At 62.6% G+C, this 21,711-nt stretch carries 15 protein-coding genes; 9 read left to right on the top strand and 6 right to left on the bottom strand.

Features of this window, described 5'->3' with window-relative positions:
- Positions 1–216: 216 nt before the first annotated feature.
- Positions 217–1,059, bottom strand: coding sequence for a hypothetical protein (locus C7401_RS33490; protein ID WP_133254530.1), 843 nt, complete (start codon positions 1,057–1,059; stop codon positions 217–219).
- 330 nt (positions 1,060–1,389) lie between these two features.
- On the opposite strand from C7401_RS33490, the gene C7401_RS33485 reads away from it, so the two are divergent.
- The 4 genes from C7401_RS33485 to C7401_RS33470 are packed head-to-tail and all read left to right on the top strand — an operon-like array spanning position 1,390 to position 5,071.
- On the top strand, positions 1,390–2,481 hold the full coding sequence (locus C7401_RS33485) for an ABC transporter substrate-binding protein (protein WP_112176048.1): 1,092 nt from the start codon (positions 1,390–1,392) through the stop codon (positions 2,479–2,481).
- Complete coding sequence (locus C7401_RS33480; RefSeq protein ID WP_373864476.1) at positions 2,478–3,320, top strand: ABC transporter ATP-binding protein; 843 nt, start codon at positions 2,478–2,480, stop codon at positions 3,318–3,320. The genes C7401_RS33485 and C7401_RS33480 overlap by 4 nt, the downstream gene beginning before the upstream one ends.
- Positions 3,313–4,179, top strand: a complete 867-nt coding sequence (locus C7401_RS33475; protein ID WP_112176046.1) for an ABC transporter permease — start codon at positions 3,313–3,315, stop codon at positions 4,177–4,179. Before C7401_RS33480 ends, C7401_RS33475 begins: the two co-directional genes overlap by 8 nt.
- The gene (locus tag C7401_RS33470; RefSeq protein ID WP_258397332.1) at positions 4,172–5,071 is read left to right on the top strand and encodes a type 2 periplasmic-binding domain-containing protein; all 900 of its coding nucleotides are present in this window, start codon (positions 4,172–4,174) and stop codon (positions 5,069–5,071) included. Before C7401_RS33475 ends, C7401_RS33470 begins: the two co-directional genes overlap by 8 nt.
- Before the next feature lie 77 nt (positions 5,072–5,148).
- On the opposite strand, the gene C7401_RS46005 is transcribed toward C7401_RS33470, so the two are convergent.
- Together C7401_RS46005 and C7401_RS33460 are read right to left on the bottom strand one after the other, a co-directional pair.
- Positions 5,149–5,766, bottom strand: a complete 618-nt coding sequence (locus C7401_RS46005; protein WP_112176044.1) for an H-NS histone family protein — start codon at positions 5,764–5,766, stop codon at positions 5,149–5,151.
- A gap of 257 nt (positions 5,767–6,023) precedes the next feature.
- The gene (locus C7401_RS33460) at positions 6,024–7,427 is read right to left on the bottom strand and encodes a replication initiation protein (RefSeq protein WP_112176042.1); all 1,404 of its coding nucleotides are present in this window, start codon (positions 7,425–7,427) and stop codon (positions 6,024–6,026) included.
- 914 nt (positions 7,428–8,341) lie between these two features.
- Between C7401_RS33460 and C7401_RS33455 the strand changes: the two genes are divergently transcribed.
- From C7401_RS33455 to C7401_RS33440, 4 genes are all read left to right on the top strand, one after another.
- The gene (locus tag C7401_RS33455; protein WP_112176040.1) at positions 8,342–9,553 is read left to right on the top strand and encodes a ParA family protein; all 1,212 of its coding nucleotides are present in this window, start codon (positions 8,342–8,344) and stop codon (positions 9,551–9,553) included.
- Positions 9,550–10,518, top strand: coding sequence for a ParB/RepB/Spo0J family partition protein (locus tag C7401_RS33450; protein WP_112176038.1), 969 nt, complete (start codon positions 9,550–9,552; stop codon positions 10,516–10,518). Before C7401_RS33455 ends, C7401_RS33450 begins: the two co-directional genes overlap by 4 nt.
- Before the next feature lie 2,336 nt (positions 10,519–12,854).
- Entirely contained in the window at positions 12,855–14,831 is a 1,977-nt protein-coding gene (locus C7401_RS33445; RefSeq protein WP_112176036.1) for an amylo-alpha-1,6-glucosidase, read from the top strand.
- An 89-nt stretch (positions 14,832–14,920) separates the two neighbouring features.
- On the top strand, positions 14,921–17,653 hold the full coding sequence (locus C7401_RS33440) for an MGH1-like glycoside hydrolase domain-containing protein (RefSeq protein ID WP_373864475.1): 2,733 nt from the start codon (positions 14,921–14,923) through the stop codon (positions 17,651–17,653).
- Between the two features lie 26 nt (positions 17,654–17,679).
- On the opposite strand, the gene C7401_RS33435 is transcribed toward C7401_RS33440, so the two are convergent.
- Positions 17,680–19,038 (bottom strand): FAD-binding oxidoreductase, encoded by a 1,359-nt coding sequence (locus C7401_RS33435; RefSeq protein WP_258397331.1) that lies wholly within the window; start codon positions 19,036–19,038, stop codon positions 17,680–17,682.
- A 137-nt stretch (positions 19,039–19,175) separates the two neighbouring features.
- On the opposite strand from C7401_RS33435, the gene C7401_RS33430 reads away from it, so the two are divergent.
- Positions 19,176–19,961, top strand: coding sequence for an IclR family transcriptional regulator (locus C7401_RS33430; protein WP_112176031.1), 786 nt, complete (start codon positions 19,176–19,178; stop codon positions 19,959–19,961).
- Between the two features lie 49 nt (positions 19,962–20,010).
- Here the strand turns inward: C7401_RS33430 and C7401_RS33425 are convergent, their stop codons facing one another.
- Positions 20,011–21,408: a GntP family permease gene (locus tag C7401_RS33425; RefSeq protein WP_112176029.1), complete on the bottom strand. Its 1,398-nt coding sequence runs from the start codon at positions 21,406–21,408 to the stop codon at positions 20,011–20,013.
- Between the two features lie 111 nt (positions 21,409–21,519).
- The coding region (locus C7401_RS33420; protein WP_507763442.1) for a 4-hydroxy-2-oxovalerate aldolase family protein at positions 21,520–21,711 on the bottom strand (192 nt) is incomplete at its 5' end.

Raw genomic sequence — 21,711 nt, 5'->3', positions numbered from 1 at the left:
TCATCAAATGCGGCCAACATACTATCAATTTCATTCGCGCATTACGAACGATTCCACACCAACGAACGTTAAATGGTATGCGCTCTGCATAGCGTCCGATGGCTGACATATCGCTCATGTAGCATCGCCTGGAATTGCGAATTTGCCGCGTTAGCGCGTCAATCCGCGATTCCCGTGAATCGCGGAAATACCGTTGCGCCCGCACCGATCCAGACTTCAGTACCACATGCCGATATAGTTGCCGTCGGCGGAACCGCGCTCGACAATCACGTATTTCAGCGTGTTGGTGGCTGTCATGAAACGGTACGCGGTCCAGATCGTTTTGCCCTGCTGCGTGTCGACGTAAGGCGTTCCGTTGATGGCAGCCTGAATAGAGGCGGCCGGCACCTGGACGGCCGTTAATGGCCCGGAATTCGTGGACCCTGTGTAGAGTTCGAAGTTCGCGTTGCCATTGGCGTCAAATGACAACGTTTGCGGATTCGCCTGGTTCACCGGATCGCAATACTGGTTGAACGTGAAACTGCGGCCGGCCAGCTCGCTCAAGCTGGTGACCTGCGTTGCACTGGCGGTAATCAGAATATCGGTCGCGGCAAAGCCATTGTCACTGATGCTGCCCGACGGTGCCGCACCGCAAATTTCATACGCCCCGTCGAGATTGGGTTCGACCGTCGTGCCTTGAATGGCGCCGTTGACACCATAGGGGTCGAAAATTCGGGTCGACGCCGATCCGGAAACACTGATCGGGCCGATATTGGCAATCGCCGTGTTGTTGACCTGAATGACCGTCGAACTACCGGATTTGCCGTAGGTAATCTGCCCCGTCCAGCCGCTTTGCGTAATGGTCTGCGCGTTGGTTTTCGTCGGCAGGTTATCGACGAACGAGGCGCCGCTCCACGGGGCGCCCGTGGGTCCGGCACTCGCGTTGTAATCGGTATAGGCCACCGAATAAGGCAAGGTTGTATTCGTCCCGCTGCTGCTTTTGTCGCTGCCGCCACCGCCGCCGCACGCGGCCAGCGCCGCGCTCATTGCGACCGCGATGGATGTTTTTGCTGCTCGCATGATTTCCCCCGTTCATAAAGCGCGTGCGCGCACAACGCGTATTCTTGCGCGTCGCTTGGGGAGCAGCATCGTCAAAGTTGATGAAGTTGTACGGCTCGACCGGAAGGCGAAACGGGCGATTCAGGCGCGACGACTGTTGCATGCGGCTTACGGACCACTTTGCGTTCGACCGCTCGCCAAGGCGCTTTGCGCCCCGCGAACTGCCCATTCCCGAACTAAGCAAATCATGATTTGTTGGTTTGCCCGAATTCATTGCAGGTCGACAATCATCGGGCATGGATTCGACATCCGTCGATCTCCTCTCCCCTGTTCATTGCCGGGCCTCATCCGATGAAGGCGTTCTCCTCCCCATTCCGCGTGCGCGCGGCCGGAACCACCGTGATTGCGGCGTGCGCGGTCGCGGCCATTCTTCTGCAAAGCGGCTGCAAGCCTCACGAGGCACCGGCACAAGACGCGAGCGCGTCGTCAAAGCAGGCCCCGGCGCAGCAGGAAATCACGTATTTCAAGTATCCCGACAATCCGGCGTTCGATCTCGTCTATCTGGCCGACAAGCTGGGCTATTTCGACAACACGAGCACGCGGCCCAAATATGTCGGCAAGATTTCCGCGCCGCAGATCATTCCGCTCGTCGGCACCGGCGATATCGATTTCGGCACGCGCATGGTGCCGCTGGTCATCTCCGCCATCGCCAGCGGCGCGGATATCAAGGTCATTTCCGCCGGTGGCGAGACGCTGCCCGACGCACCCCACATGAAGTATTTCGTGCGCAAGGATTCGGGCATTCTCGGGCCGAAGGATTTCGAGGGCAAGACGGTCGCGTTCAACAGCTTCGGCGCGTGCGCGGAGTTCGTCACGAAGAAATATCTCGCGCAGCATGGCGTGAATGTCTCGAAGGTGAACTGGCTCGTCGTGCCCGACAATCAATCGGAACAGGCGCTCGTCACGAAGAACGTCGACGTCGCGATCATTCACCCGCCCTTTTCCGGCGCGGCCGAAGCCGATCCGCAACTGCGCAAGCTCTGGAGCGACTGGGACGAGGATCACGGTCTCGGCGGCATGGCGCCCTATAGCGTCAATGGCGCCTTCGCGCGCGCTCATCCCCAGGCGGTGCGCGACTTCGTCGCTGCGATCGCGAAGGCGGGCAACTGGGTCAACGCGCATCCCGACGAAGCACGCAAGCTCACGGCGGAACGCCTCGGCATCGACGAACGGCTCGTCGAACGCTATGCGTACGTGAAGGATCTCGTGGTGACGGAGCCGCCGATCCAGTACTACATCGACATTCTCGAACAGGCGGGCAAGATTCCGAAGGGCAAGGTCAACGTGAAGGACGTCTACACGAACGACTTCAATCCGTTCGTGAAGCACGAGGCGCAAGCCAGCGCGACGACGCCCGCGACCGGAACCGGAACCCGCTCGTGAGCACGGTCATTTCGGCACGCGAGAAGATCGTCGCGCGCGACCTTTCGCTGACCTACACGAACGCGAAGACGCACGCGCCGCATACGGTGCTCAAGCGCTTCGATCTCAGCGTGCGCGAAGGCGAATTTCTCTCGCTGCTCGGTCCGAGCGGTTGCGGTAAATCGACGTTCCTCAACGTGCTTGCCGGGCTCACGCCGCCAACCTCGGGCGAGATTCGCGTGGACGGCGACCCCGTGAGCGCCGTGCGGCAGAAGCTCGGTTTCGTCTTTCAGGGCTATGCGCTCTTTCCGTGGCGCACCGTGCGCAAGAACGTGGAAGCGGGGCTCGAGATTCGCGGCATGAAGCGCGCCGAGCGGCGCGACGAGGCCGAGCGCTTTTTGCGCCTCGTGGGCCTGCTCGATTTCGCCGATCACTATCCGCATCAGCTTTCCGGCGGCATGCGCCAGCGCGTGGCAATCGCGCGCGCCCTCGCCTACGGTCCCGAGATCCTGCTGATGGACGAGCCGTTCGGCGCACTCGACGCGCAGACGCGCGAACTGCTTCAGCAGGAACTGCTCGGCATCTGGGAGCGCAGCGCCACGACGGTCGTGTTCGTCACTCACAGCATCGACGAAGCAGTCTTTCTCTCGGATCGAGTGGCCATTCTCGGGCGCGGCCCCGGGCGCGTGAAGGAAATCATCGACATCGATCTGCCGCGTCCGCGCGACGACGCGCTGCGCCACTCGGCGGCGTTCGTCGCGCTGCGGCAGCGCGCATGGGCGAGCCTGAGCACGGAGCTCGACGCACCGCCCGCCGCCAGGGCGGAGGTCGACGCTCAAACCGGAGTCCAACATGTCTGATTCAAGCGGCGTGCGCGAATCGTCCGTATTGCTTTCCGCCGATGTGCGCGGCGGGCGCGGCGTACGCCGCGTACGATTTGGCACGCATGTCGCGCGCCTTTCCGTGGGCGTGGAACGCTCCATCGCGCTCGTCGCCTTCCTGCTGCTGTGGGAGTTGCTGCCGCGGCTCGGCATCGTCAACGCCGCTTATCTGAGCCCGCCTTCGCAGGTCGCCGTCGCCATCGCACGCCTGTTCGCAAGCGGCGAAGTGTGGACGCATATCGGCGCGAGCGCGTTGCGCTCCTTGAGCGGGCTGCTCCTCGCGGTTGCGGGCGGCATCGTCTGCGGTTTCCTGCTCGGCTGGTTTCGCCGTGTCGAGCGCATCGTCGATCCCGTATTCCAGTTGCTGCGGCAGGTCTCGGCCTTCGCGCTCTTTCCCGTCTTCATCCTGTTTCTCGGCATCGGCGAGTCGTCGAAAATTGCCATCGTCATTTGGGCCGCCTTCTGGCCTGTGCTGCTCAACACGATTGCGGGGGTGAAACAGGTCGAGCGCCTGCTGATCGATTGCGCGCGCTCGATGGGCGCTTCGCAACGCTTCATCGCGACCAAGGTCGTGTTGCCTTCGGCGTTGCCGCAGATCCTGACCGGCGTGCGCCTGGCCGGTGCATACAGCATCACCGCGCTCGTCGCGGCGGAGATGATCGGGGCGCGCTCGGGGCTGGGGTTCTATACGCTCAATTCTCAGGAAACGTTTCAGATTCCCGATATGTATGCGGGCATCGTCTTGCTCGCACTATTCGGACTGCTGATCAATCAGAGCCTGTCGATACTCGAACGGCGACTGCTGCGCTGGCGCGTCGGTCTCGCGCAGAATGGCTAGGCTCGCCCCGCTTGCGGCGACGCCCGGCGCACGTCGCGCACATCGCGTGCGCGGGCCCGCCGCGGCGCTGGCCGGTGCACTGGTGCTGCTTGCCGTGCTCGCATGGGCTCTGATGGGCGACGTTCTCCCCAACCATCCCGACGATGACCGCCCGTTCGCCGCCGCCATTGCGCGCGGCGCGATGATTGTCGCGGTACCCCCGCGCCCGGCGCCTACCCTGTATATCGGCAAGGTCGACCGCACCGCTCGCGCACCCGATCCCTTCGCTGCCGCCCTTGCCACGGACCTCGCGCGCCGCGTGGGGTTGCCCGTGCAGTTCGTGCTTGCCGAACCGGCCGCCGCGCGCGCCGCCGTGCAGTCGGGCCAGGTGGACGCCGCAATCGCCGGCCTGGGCTTCTCGCCCGATGCAAGGGTTGCGTTCGCACCGGCTTCGTACACGAGCGGACGCGGCATGGCGCTCGTCCTCAATCATGGCGAGGTGCGGCAATGGCGTGACCTGGGTGGCCGCGCGCTTTGCGCCGCGCGAGACGACCCGTACGCCGCGCGCGCGGCGCGTGAGTTCCATGCGAGCGTTCAGGGCTTCGACAGGCCGCTCGATGCGCTCCTTGCGTTTCAGGCAGGCGATTGCGCGGCGCTTGTCGCAGACGAACTGGTGATTGAAGGCCTGCTCAAGCAGCCTGACTGGTCTTATTACCGCCCGCTGCCCGGCACGGTCGCGCCGGCGCCCGCCTTCATCGCGACCCGCGCGGGCGAAGTGGCGAGTGCCGCGTTTGTCGGCGAGACGATTGCCGACTGGCGGCGCGTCCGCTGGCTCGCCACGGTGCGCAAGGACCAGGCGGTTAGCCTCGCATTCGACATGTTCAACGCGGAAAACGACTTGTATTGCCATTAGCCGCGCGAGGCGGCGTGGCAGCCGTAGCGGGCAGACATACGCCTGCCGCTACGACGGTGTGGCACGCTTTTGGCCCGTTACGCTGCTGCGACTTCCGGCGCAGCCGTGACCTCGACGGGTGCCGGAGCCGTTTTAGCCGCTGCTTTGGCGGCCGTCTTACGCGGTGCCGAAGCCTTTTTCACAGGCGCTGCGGCTTTGCGCGCGCGTGCGCCTTCTGCCGGAGCGGCCGCGCGTCGGCCAGTCGCCTTCTTCGCGGCGGGCGTTGCCTTGACCGCCTTTTTGGCTACGACACGTTTGGCGGTTGCCTTCTTCGCGGGTGCCGCTTTGGCACCGGCATCCTTCGTCTTCGCACCGGCTTCGATCAGGAATTTCGAACGATCCTTGACGTCGCGAATCCACGCCGGCGCGCGCCCACGGCCCGTCCACGTCGCGCCCGTTTTCGGGTCTGCGTATTTCGGCGCGACCGGCTGCGCGCTCGCACGCGGCGTTTTGGCTGCCGCTTTCGCGCCCGTAGCCGCCGGCTTTCTGCCGCGCTTCTTGCCGATAAAGCTCTCAATGTCAGCGATGCTCAGTCCGTGCTTGTGCATCAATTCACGGATTCTGGTCAGCCCCACCGACGTTTGTTTCTCGGCGATTGCTGCCGCCTGTTTCTGGAGTTTTGCAATTTTCAGGCTGATCGCGTCCAAAGTTACCATTTCAAGTCCTCGCTGTGGGGTTTGCCGTCCATGCGATCCCGGAACTGCTATGGCATATCGAAATTCGGTCTGCCCGTCAGAATTGACGCCATCGTCGCGATCGTGATTATGGCTTTAGCGATGCGCGTATGCAAATCGAATGCGCACTCGATCAGTGACTGGAATGTAACGGGAAATTAATCGACCAACTGATCAATTCGCATCCCTGACGATTTTCCAGAGAGCTCAAACAGGTGACGTGCGGCATTAAAGCGTTTTTATTTGCTCGCCCGCGATGCGCTCATGCGTCCAAAAACGAACTGCCCGAGGTACCAGCCGAGCTCCGTGTTTGCGAGGATGTCGCTTTCGGTGACGTCGGCGGGCTCGAGTTTCATGCGGCGCAGCATCAACTTGCCCTCGCGCGATGTCACCCAGCCCCGGATGAAATCGCGCTTGCTGCGCTCGTCGGCCGCGAGGTAATGCTCGCGGCCGAGCGTCGCTTCCTCGTTCATGCGCGAGCGCGACTCTTCTTCTTTCGACGCAATGCTCTGCGCGACCGAGGCGGGAACCTCGGCCGGTTCGGCGCCGGCTTGAACGTCGCTGCCCAGCAGCTTCGCCTGGACGTCGACCATCGTGCGCTCGGCTTCCGACATTTTCCAGTTATCGCGTAGCGCCTTCATCAGATAACCGGACGGACTCTTTTTGACCTGGCCGCGATGGAGCCGGAAGCGCGTGTATTCGATCGCCTGCTGAATGCGTTCGTCCGTCCAGGTATCGCGGTTCTCGGAAATCTCGCTGAACTGGCGCGACGAAAGATTGAATTCGTCCTTCAGCACCTTGTAGACATGGCTCGCATCGGCGAGGCTCGCCATCACGGCGTCCGCGGTTTCCTTGCGCTTGAGGACGAAACGGATGCGATCGATTTTCTTCGACGAAGTCGACTCGGTCCTCGTTTCGTACGAGAGCTCGATGTCGGACACCTCGTTGATTTCCTTGACGGCGGGCTCGAGCCAGTCGCGCTTGAAGTATTTGAAAATGGCCGCGTTTGCGCCCATTTTCCCCGGCCACGTGCGCATCACTTCAAGCGGAATCCAGTCGGTGCGTCCGGCCGCGACGCTGGGCAGCACCTTGTCGTAGATGGCTCGCGCGAGGCTGCGCGTGAAAGCGGTCGAGATACGCAGGCTCAGCCAGTGCGACGTGCGCGGATCGCGGATATGCGGCACCAGCGTCGGGTGCACGTCGAACCGGACACGGCCGCGATGAAACGCCACGAGGCCGATGAGCTGCACCTGGACCCACAGGTCGTTTTCGTTGGGATCGCGGTCAGAGGGCGTGTTCGTCACGCGGATCTTGGCGTTTTGCGCTTCGTCCGCAATCGTGCGCAGATGCTTGAGATTGCGGCTGTCATAGCGCATCAGCCACTTGAAATAGTTCAGCTCGACATCGTACTGGTCCTGAGGCTGCAACTCCTGGGCGACGATGAAGTACGCCGCGTCGAGAAAACGACGCGCCGGCAACCCCATGTTCACGATTTCGGTGAAGAAGTTGTTGCGCTGATACCCGATCTCGCGGCTGGACTCGTTCACCGGCAAACCGAGGTCGAACATGTCCTCGAACAACGCCAGGGCCATCTGCCTTGGCGTTGTTTTCGTTCTGCCCTCTTGCGGATTGTCCGATGCCATTGCGTGGTCTGCGCGGTTGAAGTCATGCACTTTATCACCCGTAGGTGAGCTGTCAACACAACAAACCTCACCTTCGAGAAGCGGTTCAACCTGCGTCTTGCGTTGGCGTCGAATCATGCACAAACAACCTCACCACGCGCACAACAGACCTCACCTCTAACGCGCGGTAAAAGCGCATAGCGGGCCGCGCGGTATGGGTTTCCGGGCGATAGGCGGCCGTTTGCACAATGAACCTCACCCTTGTGGATAACATGCCGCCACGCACATCAGACCTCACTATCGTGCGGCCTGGATCTCACCTTCGCGGGGATAAAACCTCCCTTTGGTGCACAACAGACCTCACCTTCAGCACAAGGAATCTCACCTTTTCGACCCTAAGTCTTTGTTTTTTATGGAAGCACTGGCGATTGTTAGTTTGTCTGTCCTGTTTTTAGGTTTACAAAAACAACCTACAAACGGAGCTACCACAGCCTGAGTAATGGATGAGATACAGCGTGGCGGTCATTCGGGACGCAGCGAGCCGCGCTATTTCTACGGATTTGTGCTTTTGCGAAGCGCCGCAGCCGGGGAACCATGGTGAGGTCCGTTGTGCAAGCTGGAAGTCCTGGCGTTTCGTGCGGGTTCAATCGGCGGCAAACGCCCGATTTCGTTGGGATGATGGTGAGGTCATTTGTGCCATCGTGGCTCGAAAGCACTATTTTTGCCGTCTACGCGGGGTGATTTGCGGCGTCAGGAACAGGAAGGTGAGCCCCGTTGTGCTCGATTCGGCGCGCTATTGCGCCTGCGAGAGCTTGATTTCTGGCATTTTGAGCCGAAAAATCGAATAAATTTCTGTGTTTACAGTGATTTAGGCTGAAAAATCGAGTCCGCTTCTGTATTATGAACTTTATCGAAATTTCCTCGAAAACCTCAGAATGGTGAAAACAAGCCAACTTCCAGCCGTCGATCGGACTGTGCCTCTGGAACAGATTAGCGCGTTCGCTGAGAAGGTGTCGATTTTTACGGACGAGCTGCGCGAAACGATCCTGGCGCCGCGGCCCCGAAAGATGGCGCCGGTGTTCAAGACAGGTGAGATTGCCGCGATGTGCAACATCACCCATTCCCAGGTTCAGTACCTGGCCACCAAGGGGGACGGTGACCTCCCCCCCGGTAAGGCGGCGGGAACGGGACGCACGCGGACTTTCACACTCGAAGAAGCGCGCATCTGGGTGCAGAAAGTCTCCGACATCTATCAGACTCCCCTTGTGACCGGGACCCGGGAGCCGGACGGAAAAATCATCATAACAGCCCAGCTCAAGGGCGGCTCGGCCAAAACCACGACCACGATGTGCCTGGCCCAAGGTCTGACGCTGCGCGGACGCAAGGTGCTAGTCGTGGACCTCGACCCGCAAGCTTCCTTGTCCGAACTCTGTGGCTTGTATGCCGAGAAGGACGTGACGCCCGAAGACACCGTGCTGCCCTATATCTACGACCAGCAGATTGAAGGTGGTCTGGGTGCTCGCATTCAGTCGACTTATTGGGACGGGCTTGACGTCATACCGGCGCACACGGAACTCATCGGGGCGGAGTTTCATTTGCCCGCAATGCAGAAGATCAAGCCGGGTTTCAAATTCTGGACGGTGCTGCGCGAGGGGCTCGAACCGCTGCGCAAGCAGTACGACTACATCCTGATGGACACGTCGCCGTCGCTCTCCTATATGAACCTGAACGCGTTGCTCGCGGCCGATGCCCTGGTGATGCCGATGGTGCCGGAGAACCTCGATTTCATCAGCTCGTTGTCGTTCTGGCGGTTGTTCTCGGACGTGTCGAAGAGCTTCATCAAGTACGAACAGGGCAAGAAGTACGACTTCATTTCGCTGCTGCTGTCGAGGGTGGATTATGGACGCACCTCCTCGGCTCCGATCGTTCGCGCGTGGGCGGAGAGTGCTTACGAGAACTGGCTGCATGCGATCGAGGTGCCGGCCAGCTCGGTGATGAGCACAGGTGCCCTGGCCTTTTCCACGGTGTTCGACATCAGCAGTTCGCATAGCGCGGCCAAGTCATTGCAGCGTGTCCGGCAGCCGCTCATCGATTATTGCCGCTGGTTGGACGAAATTTATGAAGAAAAATGGAGGACCGCGCAATGAGCAATATGCGTGAACAATTGCTGGCGAAGACGGCTGGAATTCGGAAGACATCGGCCATCAAGGAAGACGAGGTCAAGCGCACGGAGCGTACGCAGACCGCGCCCGGGCTGGCAGGTGCGCTCGCCGTCGCGCAGCTTCGCGTTCAGGAGCTGGAGGCCGCAGGCGTGACGTCGCAGTTGGCGGTCACGGAAATCGCGCCCAACCCCTGGCAGCCGCGCCGCATTTTCAATGAAGCGAAGTTGAGCGAGCTGGCCGAGTCGATTCGTGAAGTCGGACAGGTACAGCCGATCGTAGTGCGACGCGTCGAGTCGGGCTATCAGATCGTGGCGGGCGAGCGTCGCTGGCGCGCGCACAAGGTTCTGGGTCTCAATACGATCAAGGCCGTGGTTGCGGATTGCTCGGATTCGGACATGGCGGTTCTCGCGATGGTCGAAAACGTCAGCCGCGACGACCTGTCCGACTATGAGATCAGCCTTTCGATCCGGCGCACCGAAAAGGAATTCCCGGATCGCAAGCGCCTGGCCGAGGCGCTGGGTCTCTCGCGCAGCGGCCTCTTCCAGTTCCTGAGTTTCGACAAGCTGCCCGATTTCGTGCTCAAGGACATGGAGATTCAGCCGCGTCTGTTGGGGGCGAACGCGGCCGAGGCGATTGTCTCGGCAATCCGCAAGTTCGGGGAGGCAGGACTTGCCGCCGCGCGTGAGGTGTGGCCCGATGTTGTTTCGGGTGAGCTCGAACAAGGTAAGGCCGCAGCCGCAATCAAGCTGCTGGCGACGCAGGGCACGGCCCCGACGGGCGGGAAGGAACGCAGCATCGACAAGTTTTTTGCCGGCAAGGAACACGCGGGGTCGATCACGAAGGACGTAAACGGCTTTACGATCAAGTTCAAACCGGGTGTGATGACCGAGGCGTTGGAGGCGCAGATTCGTGCGCTTATCAGCCAGACGTTTAATCACCTTCCGAAGTAAGCTGGACCTAGCCAGTTTGAAGCCCGCCTTGAGCGGGCTTTTTTTTCGTCGTTGTCCGGCGGGGGCCGCGATCCATAGTATGGACTCGTGCGGGGCGTGGCAGGGCGGGATGGGTTCGTGTCGAAGACACGGCGGGCGCTGCTCGAAGATACGGCGAGGTGCTGGGAGGTGGTGCGAGGCTATGAGTCCATAGTATGGATTGCGGCAGCGCTTGCGCCTCCGGGCATGTTGATCTCGCGAGTGTTTGGGGATTTCGCCTGTTGTGTTCTGGTGGATGGTAGGACGCAGGCGAATCCATAGTATGGACTCGGGCGCCGGGTGCTTTGGCAGGCCATATGCGCTAGCTGAATCCAATCGCGATGTCGCGTGTGGCCAGGGGCGAGTCCATAGTATGGATTCGGTGGTCGCTCGCATTTGACAACGCCGGATCCTGCACGGCGCCAGGTGACACGTGGGCGTAGCGTAGCGCTGGACAGTCCATAGTATGGATAGAACTGATGGAGATCAATCCGGGCTGGCTTCAGGTCGAACTTTGCCGACTCGCGTTCGGTGAGGTGCGCATGTAGTCCATAGTATGGATTGTCCTTTCCCGTTGGCCACCTACCAAGCTGCGCACTGTTACTCCGCGCGGCCTTGGCCCACATCTCACGGCCTCCGCGAATTCAACGCTCCACACCGACTTCGCGCTGGAAGAAACGCGATGCCAGCGTGGAGAGTGACTCAGTGCAAATCGGGATCCACGCCCGTACGGCTGCTCAAACGCTTACACGTCAATCTGCTCGTGTCCCAGAGGGTCGCGATGCGCCGTCGATCCAGGGGTGATGTTAAACGCGCGGTTGCCTCCTTTCCCCTAGCTATACGGTGCATCCTTGCAGGTCTCGCGATTCAATGCGCGCGCCTGGGGCCGCTTGTAGCGAGGTGGCCCATGCCTCGCTACAAGAGCTGCAAAGCAAGCACCCGGTTCGTTCGTCCCGCTCCTGAAACGCTGGTCTCGTGTGCCGTATAGGGTGATCGTGGCCGCGTGAACGCTCCGCGCTTGGTTGCGGGCGCGGACAAGCTACCGTGGCCGTTTCAGCGACCGCGTAAGGCCGGTAGAGATTGTGCCGCCCCTACCGGCTGGCGCGGCCAGGCAAGCGACTTCCATTGCGGCTGAAGGCGACTGAAATCCTCAGCCATTCCCGGAGCCCGCTAAACATGCCGCGGTATCGCCGGGTCGTGGGTTATTGCCAGTCCGTTCACGAACTCCCTACATACCGGGTTGGCGAGGACCTACCTCTTGCCTGTCCTCGCGCGACAACTGTCCCATGATGTACTCGCAAAACGACCACCTGACCTTGCCCTCGCAGCCATGTGCGTCACGTAGTTCAGATGCGGCCAACGCACCGCATGACGCCCGCTTTTGACTTGGCTTCGCGCGATACCCGTGGATCGCATCGGCGGCGTCACTCCTCTATCCGCAAGCCCTCATACAGCGCTGATCCGCATCGCTGGTCTAGGGAAAGCGGAACAGGAGGGCGCTCTAACCCGGTTCATCCATACTCGCTCTCACGTGTCCGCATTCGCTGAACAGATCGAATTACAGGTGCCGAGAACGTGAGAGCAGGGCGTGCCGTTGCTTAAAGGTGCGCATTGAGCACATCATCGCGGCAGCTAGCAGGAAGCGATTGCATTTGCTAAATATGCAACTAACCGCATAGCTAGTGCTACGGACTAACCACACGATCACCGGAAAGCAAGCCATGCATGTACACGCAAATAAAACACAAATCGGCTTCCCGAAGCATCCTCAACCTCGACCTGACGCCTCCACGGCTCACGTTCGAAATGGCCTGTGTCCTTTCTCCTTGCTTTGCTTCGTGAAACATTTCGGAGCCGAATTCAAGAACCGTTGAATTCCAGCAGCCACGGGCCTTTCAACGATATTTGAAACGATTGTTTCACGATCTGACAGCCGATCTGCGATTGGCGCTAGATCGAAGGGGACGGCGAGACGGTCGCACTTCGCTGTTGGACCGCTTTCGTATCAAAAGACACGTATTTCGTAATGCGCGGCCAAGGCTCCACTTCTGGGCAGTGTGGGCGGCAAAATCTATCCTTCTGCGAAAGCGCGCAGCGGCATGACGCGAGCGGAAAGGTCTTTTGGCGTTCCGCGCCCGCAGCGACCGCTTTACCGCCCTCGATTGACTGGCATATCGTCGAAAGCAAATAACTAAGTATTGCTAATCAAGTGCCACACACGCACCGCATTCCCCTTCGACTTACCGCCGCAACCCCGACACGACACCTCAAAAGATCGTGCTAGTTTACAAACGATCCCAAAAGGGCAAGGCACTCCGATGACGCCCCTTGACAGTCACATCGACGCGAGCCGCCTCGACGACGAATGGCTCGAAGCCGACTGCGATGGCGGATTCGCGTCCGGCACGGTCGGCACTGCGCGCACGCGTCGCTATCACGCCTTGCTCCTCACAGCGACGCAGCCGCCCACGGGCCGCGTGGTGCTGGTCAACGGCATCGAAGCCTGGCTCGAGTACGGCGAGCGCAAAACCGCGCTAACGATGCAGCGCTACGCGCCCGATCTGCTCTATCCCGATACCTCGGAGCGCATCGCGAGTTTCACCCCATCGCCATGGCCGACCTGGCATTACCGGCTGGACAATGGCGCCGTGCTCACGGCCGAAGTGTTCGTTGCGAAGGCGAGCCGCGAGACCGTATTGCGCTGGCGCATGGAAACACCGCCCACGGCGCGCGCCGATATGCCCACGTTGAAAGTCCGCTTGCTGATATCGGGCCGCGACTACCATGCGCTGCACCGCGAAAACCCGGCGTTCGCGTTCGATGCCCGGATCGACGGCGAGCGCGTTCGCTGGCAGCCATACGCCAACCTTCCCGCGATCGTCGCCCTCTCGAACGGCCGCTATACGCATGCGCCGGACTGGTATCGTCACTTTTGCTATTCGCGCGAGCGGGAGCGCGGTCTCGACTACATCGAGGATCTCGCGACGCCTGGCGTGTTCTCGTTCGATCCCGGCAACGGCGACGCCGTCCTCCTGTTGCGTGCTCAGCCGCGATCGGGCACGCCCGACACAACGCACGACGCCGGCGAAAGCGCGGCGAACCGCGCGGCACGGCTCGCCGGCTTCGAGGCGCTGCGCAGGGCCTCGCGCGGCTCGCGTCTGCAACGCTCCGCGGACGCATACGTCGTCGCACGCGGCGACGGCCGTACGATCATCGCGGGCTACCTCTGGTTTGCCGACTGGGGCCGCGACACCTTCATTGCCATGCGCGGCCTGCTGCTCGCCAGCGGGCGCTACGAAGAAGCGGGGGCGATCCTGCTCGAATGGGCGGCCAGTGTTTCCGGGGGCATGTTGCCCAATCGCTTTCCCGATGCCGGCGACGCGCCCGAATACAACTCCGTCGATGCCTCGCTATGGTTTGTCGTGGCCGTGCACGACTATTTCGCGGCGGCGAACGTGCCGGACGAAGTGCGGCACGTGCTGCAAGGTGCGGTCGACGCCATTCTTGACGGCTACGCGCGCGGCACGCGTTACCGGATCGCCGCCGATCCGGACGACGGGTTATTGCGGGCGGGCGTGCCGGGCGTGCAACTCACCTGGATGGATGCGAAGGCGGGCGACTGGGTCGTCACGCCGCGCATCGGCAAGCCGGTCGAGATCCAGGCGCTATGGATCAACGCGCTGCGCATTGCGCTCGCCTGGGACTCGCGCTGGCGCGACCTCGAAGCGCGCGCCAGCGCCGCGTTTGCCGCGCGCTTCGTCGATCCGTCGACGGGCGCGCTATTCGACGTGATCGATGTCGATCACGTGGCGGGCAAGGTCGATCGCGCGATCCGTCCGAATCAGATCTTCGCGGCAGGCGGATTGCCGTTCGCGCTGCTCGAAGGCGACGCGGCGCGCGCGGTCGTCGCACAGGTTCAAATGCATCTGCTCACGCCCATGGGGCTGCGTACGCTCGCGCCGTCGGACCCCGCTTATCGCGGGCATTACCGTGGCGGCGTGCTGGAGCGCGACGGCGCGTATCATCAGGGCACCGTCTGGCCCTGGTTGCTCGGGCCCTTCGTGGATGCCTGGCTCCGAGTGAATGGCGATACCGCGGCGCAACGCGCGCTTGCGCACGAGCGTTTCGTCGCGCCGCTGCTCGCGCATCTCGAGCGCGCCGGGCTCGATCACGTTTCCGAAGTCGCCGACGGCGACGCGCCGCACACGCCGGGCGGCGCACCATTTCAGGCGTGGTCGCTCGGCGAATTGCTGCGCACGCTCAAACGGCTCGGCGAATCTGACCCGCCTGGCTAGCCCGCGCGGCCGCGCCTCGCGTCGGCCAAAGCGCGCTAGCATGTGACTCTCGGCGCGCCCACGCGCCGTCCCACGAGAAGGAGATGCCCATGCTGCTGCGCGCCGCCGGCCTCATCCACACCGTTGAAGGCCAACGCCTTTATTCGAGCGACTATGCCCGCTGGCAGCGCTGGGGGCCGTACCTGAGCGAGCGCCAGTGGGGCACGGTGCGCGAGGACTACAGCGAGCACGGCACCGCGTGGGACTATTTTCCGCACGACCACGCCCGCATGCGCGCCTACCGCTGGGGCGAGGACGGCCTGGCCGGTTTCGCCGACGAGCGGCTGAGCTGGTGTTTCTCCGTCGCGCTGTGGAACGGGCAAGACCCTATCCTGAAGGAGCGCCTGTTCGGCCTCACGAACCAGCAGGGCAATCACGGCGAGGACGTGAAGGAGCTGTACTTCTACCTGGACAGCACGCCGACGCATTCGTATATGCGCATGCTCTACAAGTACCCGCAGGCCGCGTTTCCCTACCAGGACCTGATCGACGAAAACGGGCGGCGCGGCACCGATCTGCCCGAGTATGAAATTCTCGACACCGGCGTTTTCGACGACGAGCGCTATTTCGACGTGCAGGTCGAATACGCGAAGCACACGCCGGAAGACATCGTGATGCGCGTGACGGTCGAGAACCGCGCGGGGCAGCACGCCTCGCTCGACGTGCTGCCGCAGATCTGGGCGCGCAATACGTGGTCGTGGAAGGCCGTCTCCGGCAAGCCGTCGCTCACGCTCGTTTCCTCGCCCCAGGGCGAGCATGTCGTCGCGCACTGCAATCGCGAGAATTCGCACGAGCCGCTCGTCGTGACGGCCGCGTCGAAGGAGGGCGCGCATGTCGAGTGGCTCTTTTGCGAGAACGACACCAACGTTCAGCGCCTGTTCGGCATGGACGGCGCGGGCCCGTTCAAGGACGGCATCAACGACTATGTCGTGCACGGCCAGGGCGATGCGATCCGGCGCGACGTCGGCACGAAGGCTGCCGCGCGCGTGCATCTCGAACTCGCGGCACACGGCCGCGCCGTCATCACATTCCGCTGGCGCCCGATCTCCGCGCCGAGCGAAGACACGCCGCTCGACATCGACAGACTCTTCGCGCAACGCATCGCCGAAGCGGACGCGTTCTACGACGCGTTGCAGCACGACATCGAAAGCGCCGACGCGCGGCTCGTGCAACGTCAGGCGCTCGCGGGATTGTTGTGGTCGAAGCAGTACTACCAGTACGACGTGAACCGCTGGATCGAAGGCGACCCGCTGCAACCGCAGCCGCCCGCGAGCCGCCAACGCGGACGCAACGCCGACTGGCGGCATCTGTGCAACGCGGACATTCTCTCGATGCCGGACAAGTGGGAGTACCCGTGGTACGCATCATGGGATCTCGCGTTTCAGGCGGTCGCGTTCGCGCTGGTCGATCCGATGTTCGCAAAGAAGCAGATGCTGCTGCTCGTGAAAGATCGCTATCAGCATCCCAACGGCCAACTGCCCGCATACGAATGGGCGTTCGGCGACGCGAATCCGCCCGTGCATGCGTGGGCGGCATGGCGCGTCTATGAGATCGATCGCTCGATCACGGGCCAGGCCGACCGCGATTTTCTCGAACTGATCTTCCATAAGCTGCTCCTGAATTTTTCGTGGTGGGTGAACCGCAAGGACGCGGAGGGCCACAACATCTTTCAGGGCGGCTTTCTCGGACTCGACAACGTCGGGATCTTCGACCGTTCGTCGCCGCTGCCAACGGGCGGTCACATCGACCAGGCCGATGGCACCGCATGGATGGCCGCCTACGCGCTCGACCTGATGCGCATGGCGCTCGAACTCGCGTTTGCGAACCATGTGTTCGTCGATATCGGCGTGAAGTTCTTCGAGCACTTCCTGTACATCGCGGGCGCGGTGAGTTGCGACGACGGCTGCGACACGGGCCTGTGGGATAGCGTCGACGAATTTTTCTACGACAAGCTCAAGCTGCCGGACGGCACCAGTACGCCGCTCAGAATGCGCTCGATCGTCGGGCTGATTCCGTTGTTCGCGGTGCGCGTGCTCGAGGAGCGGGTGCACGGCGGCCTGCCGGGGCTGCGCGACAGGCTCGTCTGGTTCCTCGAACACCGGCCCGATCTCGCGCGGCTGGTGTCGCGCTGGAACGAACCGGGCAAGGGCAATTCGCTGCTGCTCTCGCTATTGCGCGGGCATCGCATGAAAGCGCTGCTGCGCCGCGTGCTCGATGAAAGCGAGTTTCTCTCCGAGCACGGCGTGCGCGCGTTATCGCGCACCCACCTCGACGAGCCTTTCGTCTACCGCTATAACGGCTGCAATTTTTCCGTTAAATACCTGCCCGCCGAATCGGGCTCGCGTGTGTTCGGCGGCAATTCGAACTGGCGCGGCCCGGTGTGGATGCCGGTCAACTATCTGCTGATCGAGTCGCTGTACGAATTCCACCGCTACTACGGCGACGGGTTTCTCGTCGAATACCCGAGTGGCTCGGGCAACAAGCTGTCGCTCGCGCAGATCGCCGACGAACTGGCACGCCGCGTCACGACGCTCTTTCTGCTCGACCGCAACAACGAACGCCCGGTGATGGGCGCTTATCCGCAGCTACAGGCCGATCCGCGTTGCCGCGAACTCGTGCTGTTTCACGAATACTTCCACGGCGATAACGGGCGCGGCGTCGGCGCGTCGCACCAGACCGGGTGGACCGCGCTCGTCGCGCTGATGTTGCAGCCGCGCATGATGAGTCCTTCGGGCAATGTGCCCGTCGCGGGCGAACTGGAGGCGGTGGACGCGCTCAAGTGAAGGCATGGCTTGCAGTGCGGACCTGGCTAGAGGATACGCCCCGCATTGAGATGTTGCGCCGGATCGAGCGTCGCCTTTAGCTGCGCCATCAACTGTCGTTCGATCTCGCTGCGGCTCATGTGCAGAAACGGCTTCTTGATACGGCCGATGCCGTGCTCGGCGGAAATGCTGCCGCCGACTTCCTCCACGAGCCGGTAGACGATCTCGTCCACCTTCAACTGGTCGGCTTCGCTCGCATGCGGACCGCTCACGATATGGAGGTTGCCGTCGCCGAGATGCCCGAAAAAGAGGTGCGAAGTCGAAGGGAAGGCCGCCTGCAACTGGGCGCGGGCGCGCTCGATATACTCGCCGGTCGCACGCAGCGGAATGCCCACATCGAACGACACGAACGGTGAAAGCGATTTGAGCAACTCGCCTATGGCGTCGCGCAGCGCCCACAATGCATGGGACTGCTCATGGTTTTGCGCGACGATGACATCGGAGGCCATGCCTTCTTCGATCATCTCGCCGAGAAAGCCCTCGAAGATATCCTGCATTTGAGGTGTCGCGCCGCCTTCGGCCTCGATCAGCACATAAATCGGGTGCGCCTGCGCGAACGGCATCGCGCGCCCGAGCGCGCGTGAGGAAGCGAGCAGAAAGTCCTCCCACATCACCTCGAACGACGAGAGCCCCGGTAAACGCCCTCGCGCCGCCTTCAGCAGCGCCGCGACCTTTGCGAACGACGGCACGGCGCACAGCGCGCTGCGCCGCGCGGCGGGCTTCGGAAAGAGGCGCAGCACGGCACGCGTGACGATGCCGAAGGTGCCCTCGGTGCCGATGAACAGATGTTTCAGATCCGGCCCGGTATTGTTCTTCAGCACGCTGTTCATCATCGGGACGATACGGCCGTCGGCGAGCACGACTTCGAGGCCGAGCACGAGATCGCGCATGGGGCCGTAGCGCAGCACGCGGTTGCCGCCCGCGTTCGTCGCGATGTTGCCGCCGACCTGGCAACTGCCGCGCGCGCCGATATCGAGCGGGAAATACCAGTCCTGCGCTTCGACCGTTTCCGCAAGCCGCGCGAGCACGACACCGGCCTGAACCGTGACCGTGCCGCCGATTTCGTCGAACGCCTCGATGCGGTCCATGCGTTCCATCGAAATGACGATGTCGCCTTCGTCGGGCACGGCGCCGCCGGCGAGGCCCGTGAGCCCGCCCTGAATCGTGATGCGCTGCTGCTCGCCCTGATGGTGGCGCACGATGCGCGCCACGTCCTCGCTGCTGCGCGGCCGGTAGACGAGGGCAGGGCGGCCGCCGTGCAGGCCGCTCCAGTCGGCGCAATATTTGTCGAGGTCGGCGGCGTCGCTCAGCGTTCCCGGCAGATCGACCGGCGTGATGGTGTTCAATCCGTGTTCCAATGCGCTCAACATTTTCTCCCTGGACTCAGGATGCAAAGCCACGCCTTCGCGCGCTGTTCGACTTTGTCATCCAGCCGTTAAAATAGTACTCCGTCGCATTTCACGACTTTTCGACGAATTCATTCATGCCGCCCCGCCTCGACCCATCGAACGACACCGCCCGCCGTCCCAACGCCAGCCAGACGCTCACGCGCGGGCTCGAAATCGTCGAGAGCGTCGCGGCGGGCGCGGTCTCGCTGCCCGAGATCGCGAAGTACACGGGCCTTTCGCAGAGCACGGCGCATCGGCTCGCTTCGGCGCTCGTCGAGGCGCGCTACCTGCAACACGAGCCGCGCCGCGGCTACGGCCTCGGCAGCAAGCTGATCGAGCTGGGCTTTCAGGCCTATCGCGGCTCCAGCATCCTCGTGGCCGCTCGGCCGTATCTGGAGCAGCTCGCCACGCAAACGCTCAACACCGTGCATCTCGCGACGCTCGTCAACGACGAGGTGATCTATCTCGACAAATTGCCGGGCCAACGTCCGATCGAAGTGAGCTCCTATATCGGCGGGCGCAATCCGATCACGACAACGGGCGTGGGCAAGGCGCTCATTCTCGATTGCGACGAAGACGAATGGCGCCGCATTCACGCGCGCGAAGCGCAGGCCGGCCACAACGTGCCAGCGGAAGCGGCGTGGCTCGACCTGATGCGCTCGAGCGCGGCGCGCGGCTGCGCGTTCGACCTGGGCGAGGCCGAACCAGCCATTCGCTGCGTCGCCGCGCCGGTGCGCGACGCGACAGGGCGCATCGTCGCGGCCATCAGCGTCACGAGCGTCGTGCAGTACATGGAGCCCGAGCGCATGGAAGCGCTCGTGCCCGTGGTGAAGGCGCAAGCCGAGGCGATCAGTGTGCAGCTCGGCTGGCGTTCCCGCTGAAATTCACGCGCGCTTCATACTCAGTTCAAGCTGAAGCGCGCGACCGCGCTCACACAATACCCGTGACATAGAACAGCACGATCGCCGTGCAGGCCACCATCGTCTTGATCAGCGTGATCGCGAAGATGTCGCGGTACGACTGGCGATGCGAGAGCCCGCACACGGTCAGCAGCGTGATGACCGCGCCGTTGTGCGGTAGCGTGTCCATGCCGCCGCTCGCCATCGAAGCGATGCGGTGGAACACTTCCAGCGGAATACCCGAGGCCTGGGCCGAGTGCACGAACGTATCGGCCATGGCGCCGAGCGCGACGCTCAGCCCCGCGATGGCCGAACCCGTGAGCGCGGCGAGCACCGTCACCGAAATGCCCAGATTGAACAACGGATTGGGAATCGCCTGGAGCGTTTTCGCGGCGACCACGAAGCCGGGCAACGCGGCCATGATCGCGCCGAAGCCGAACTCCGAAGCACTGTTCATCGCGGCGAGCAATGCGCCGTTGACGGCCTGCTTCGAGCGCTCGGCGAACTGCGGCACGACCTTGCGCCAGCTCGTGGCGAGCACGGTGAGAATGCCGACGACGAGCGCGCCTTCGACGGCCCATAGCGGCGCTTCGGCGCGCACGTCGATGGGCAGCGCTTGCGGCAGGCCCGCGAGATCGAGCGAGAAATGTCCGTCCGTGTACGCGAGCGGAATCCACTTCGAAAACGCGTAGTTGAGCGCGCACACGAGGACGAGCGGCAGGAGCGCCACCCAGACATTGGGCAGGTCCTCGCCGGGCCGGATCGGCGCGGGCTCGTTGAGGTGGCCGGCGCCGTAGCCTTCTTCGGTCCGGAGCGCGGCGCGCCGGCGATACTCCAGATAGAGCATGCCGGTGATGAAGATCAGCGCGCCGCCGATCGTGCCCAGGCGCGGCGCGGCCCACGTGTTGGTGTGAAAGAACGAAATGGGAATGATGTTCTGCACCTGCGGGCTGCCGGGCAGGGAATCCATCGTGAACGTGAAGGCGCCCAGCGCGATCGTGCCGGGAATCAGGCGCTTCGGAATATCGCCCTGGCGGAACAGTTCGGCGGCGAAGGGATACACCGCGAACACCACGACGTTCAGCGACACGCCGCCGTAGGTGAGAATGGCGCAAACCAGAACGATCACGAGCATCGCGCGCTGCCCGCCCACGAGGTTGACGATCGAAGCGCTGATGGCGCGTGCGTTGCCCGAAAGCTCGATGACTTTGCCGAACAGCGCGCCGAGCAGGAAGACAGGGAAGAACAGCTTGATGAAGGTGACCGCCTTGGCGAGAAAGATGCCTGAGAAAGCGGGGCCGACGGCTTGAGGCTGGGTCAGCAGAACAGCGATGAGCGCCGCGATTGGCGCGAAGATGATGACGCTATGCCCGCGGTAGGCCATGAAAACGAGAAAGGCCAGAACCGCGACAATGACGAGCACTGCCATTTGAATCGACTCCTGTATTTCTTATCGTTATGCAGATGCGCACCTACGCGCATCCTGTCGCGCGACGCCTTGCGGCGCCGCGCGATCAACCCCTGAACGACTTCAGCGATTTCAGACTTGCGCGCGCTTTTTCAGATCGAGCGCCACATCGACGATCATGTCTTCCTGGCCGCCCACCATCCGGCGCTTGCCCAGTTCGACGAGAATGTCCACCGTCTTCAGGTCATACTTCTTCGCGGCCACTTCCGAGTGACGCAGGAAGCTCGAATACACGCCCGCATAACCGAGCGCCAGCGTTTCGCG

The organism is Paraburkholderia unamae (assembly GCF_003268775.1).
Taxonomy (GTDB): Bacteria; Pseudomonadota; Gammaproteobacteria; order Burkholderiales; family Burkholderiaceae; genus Paraburkholderia; species Paraburkholderia unamae.
Note: the sequence above shows the minus strand (reverse complement) of the source record. Positions and strands in the feature narration are given on the sequence as shown.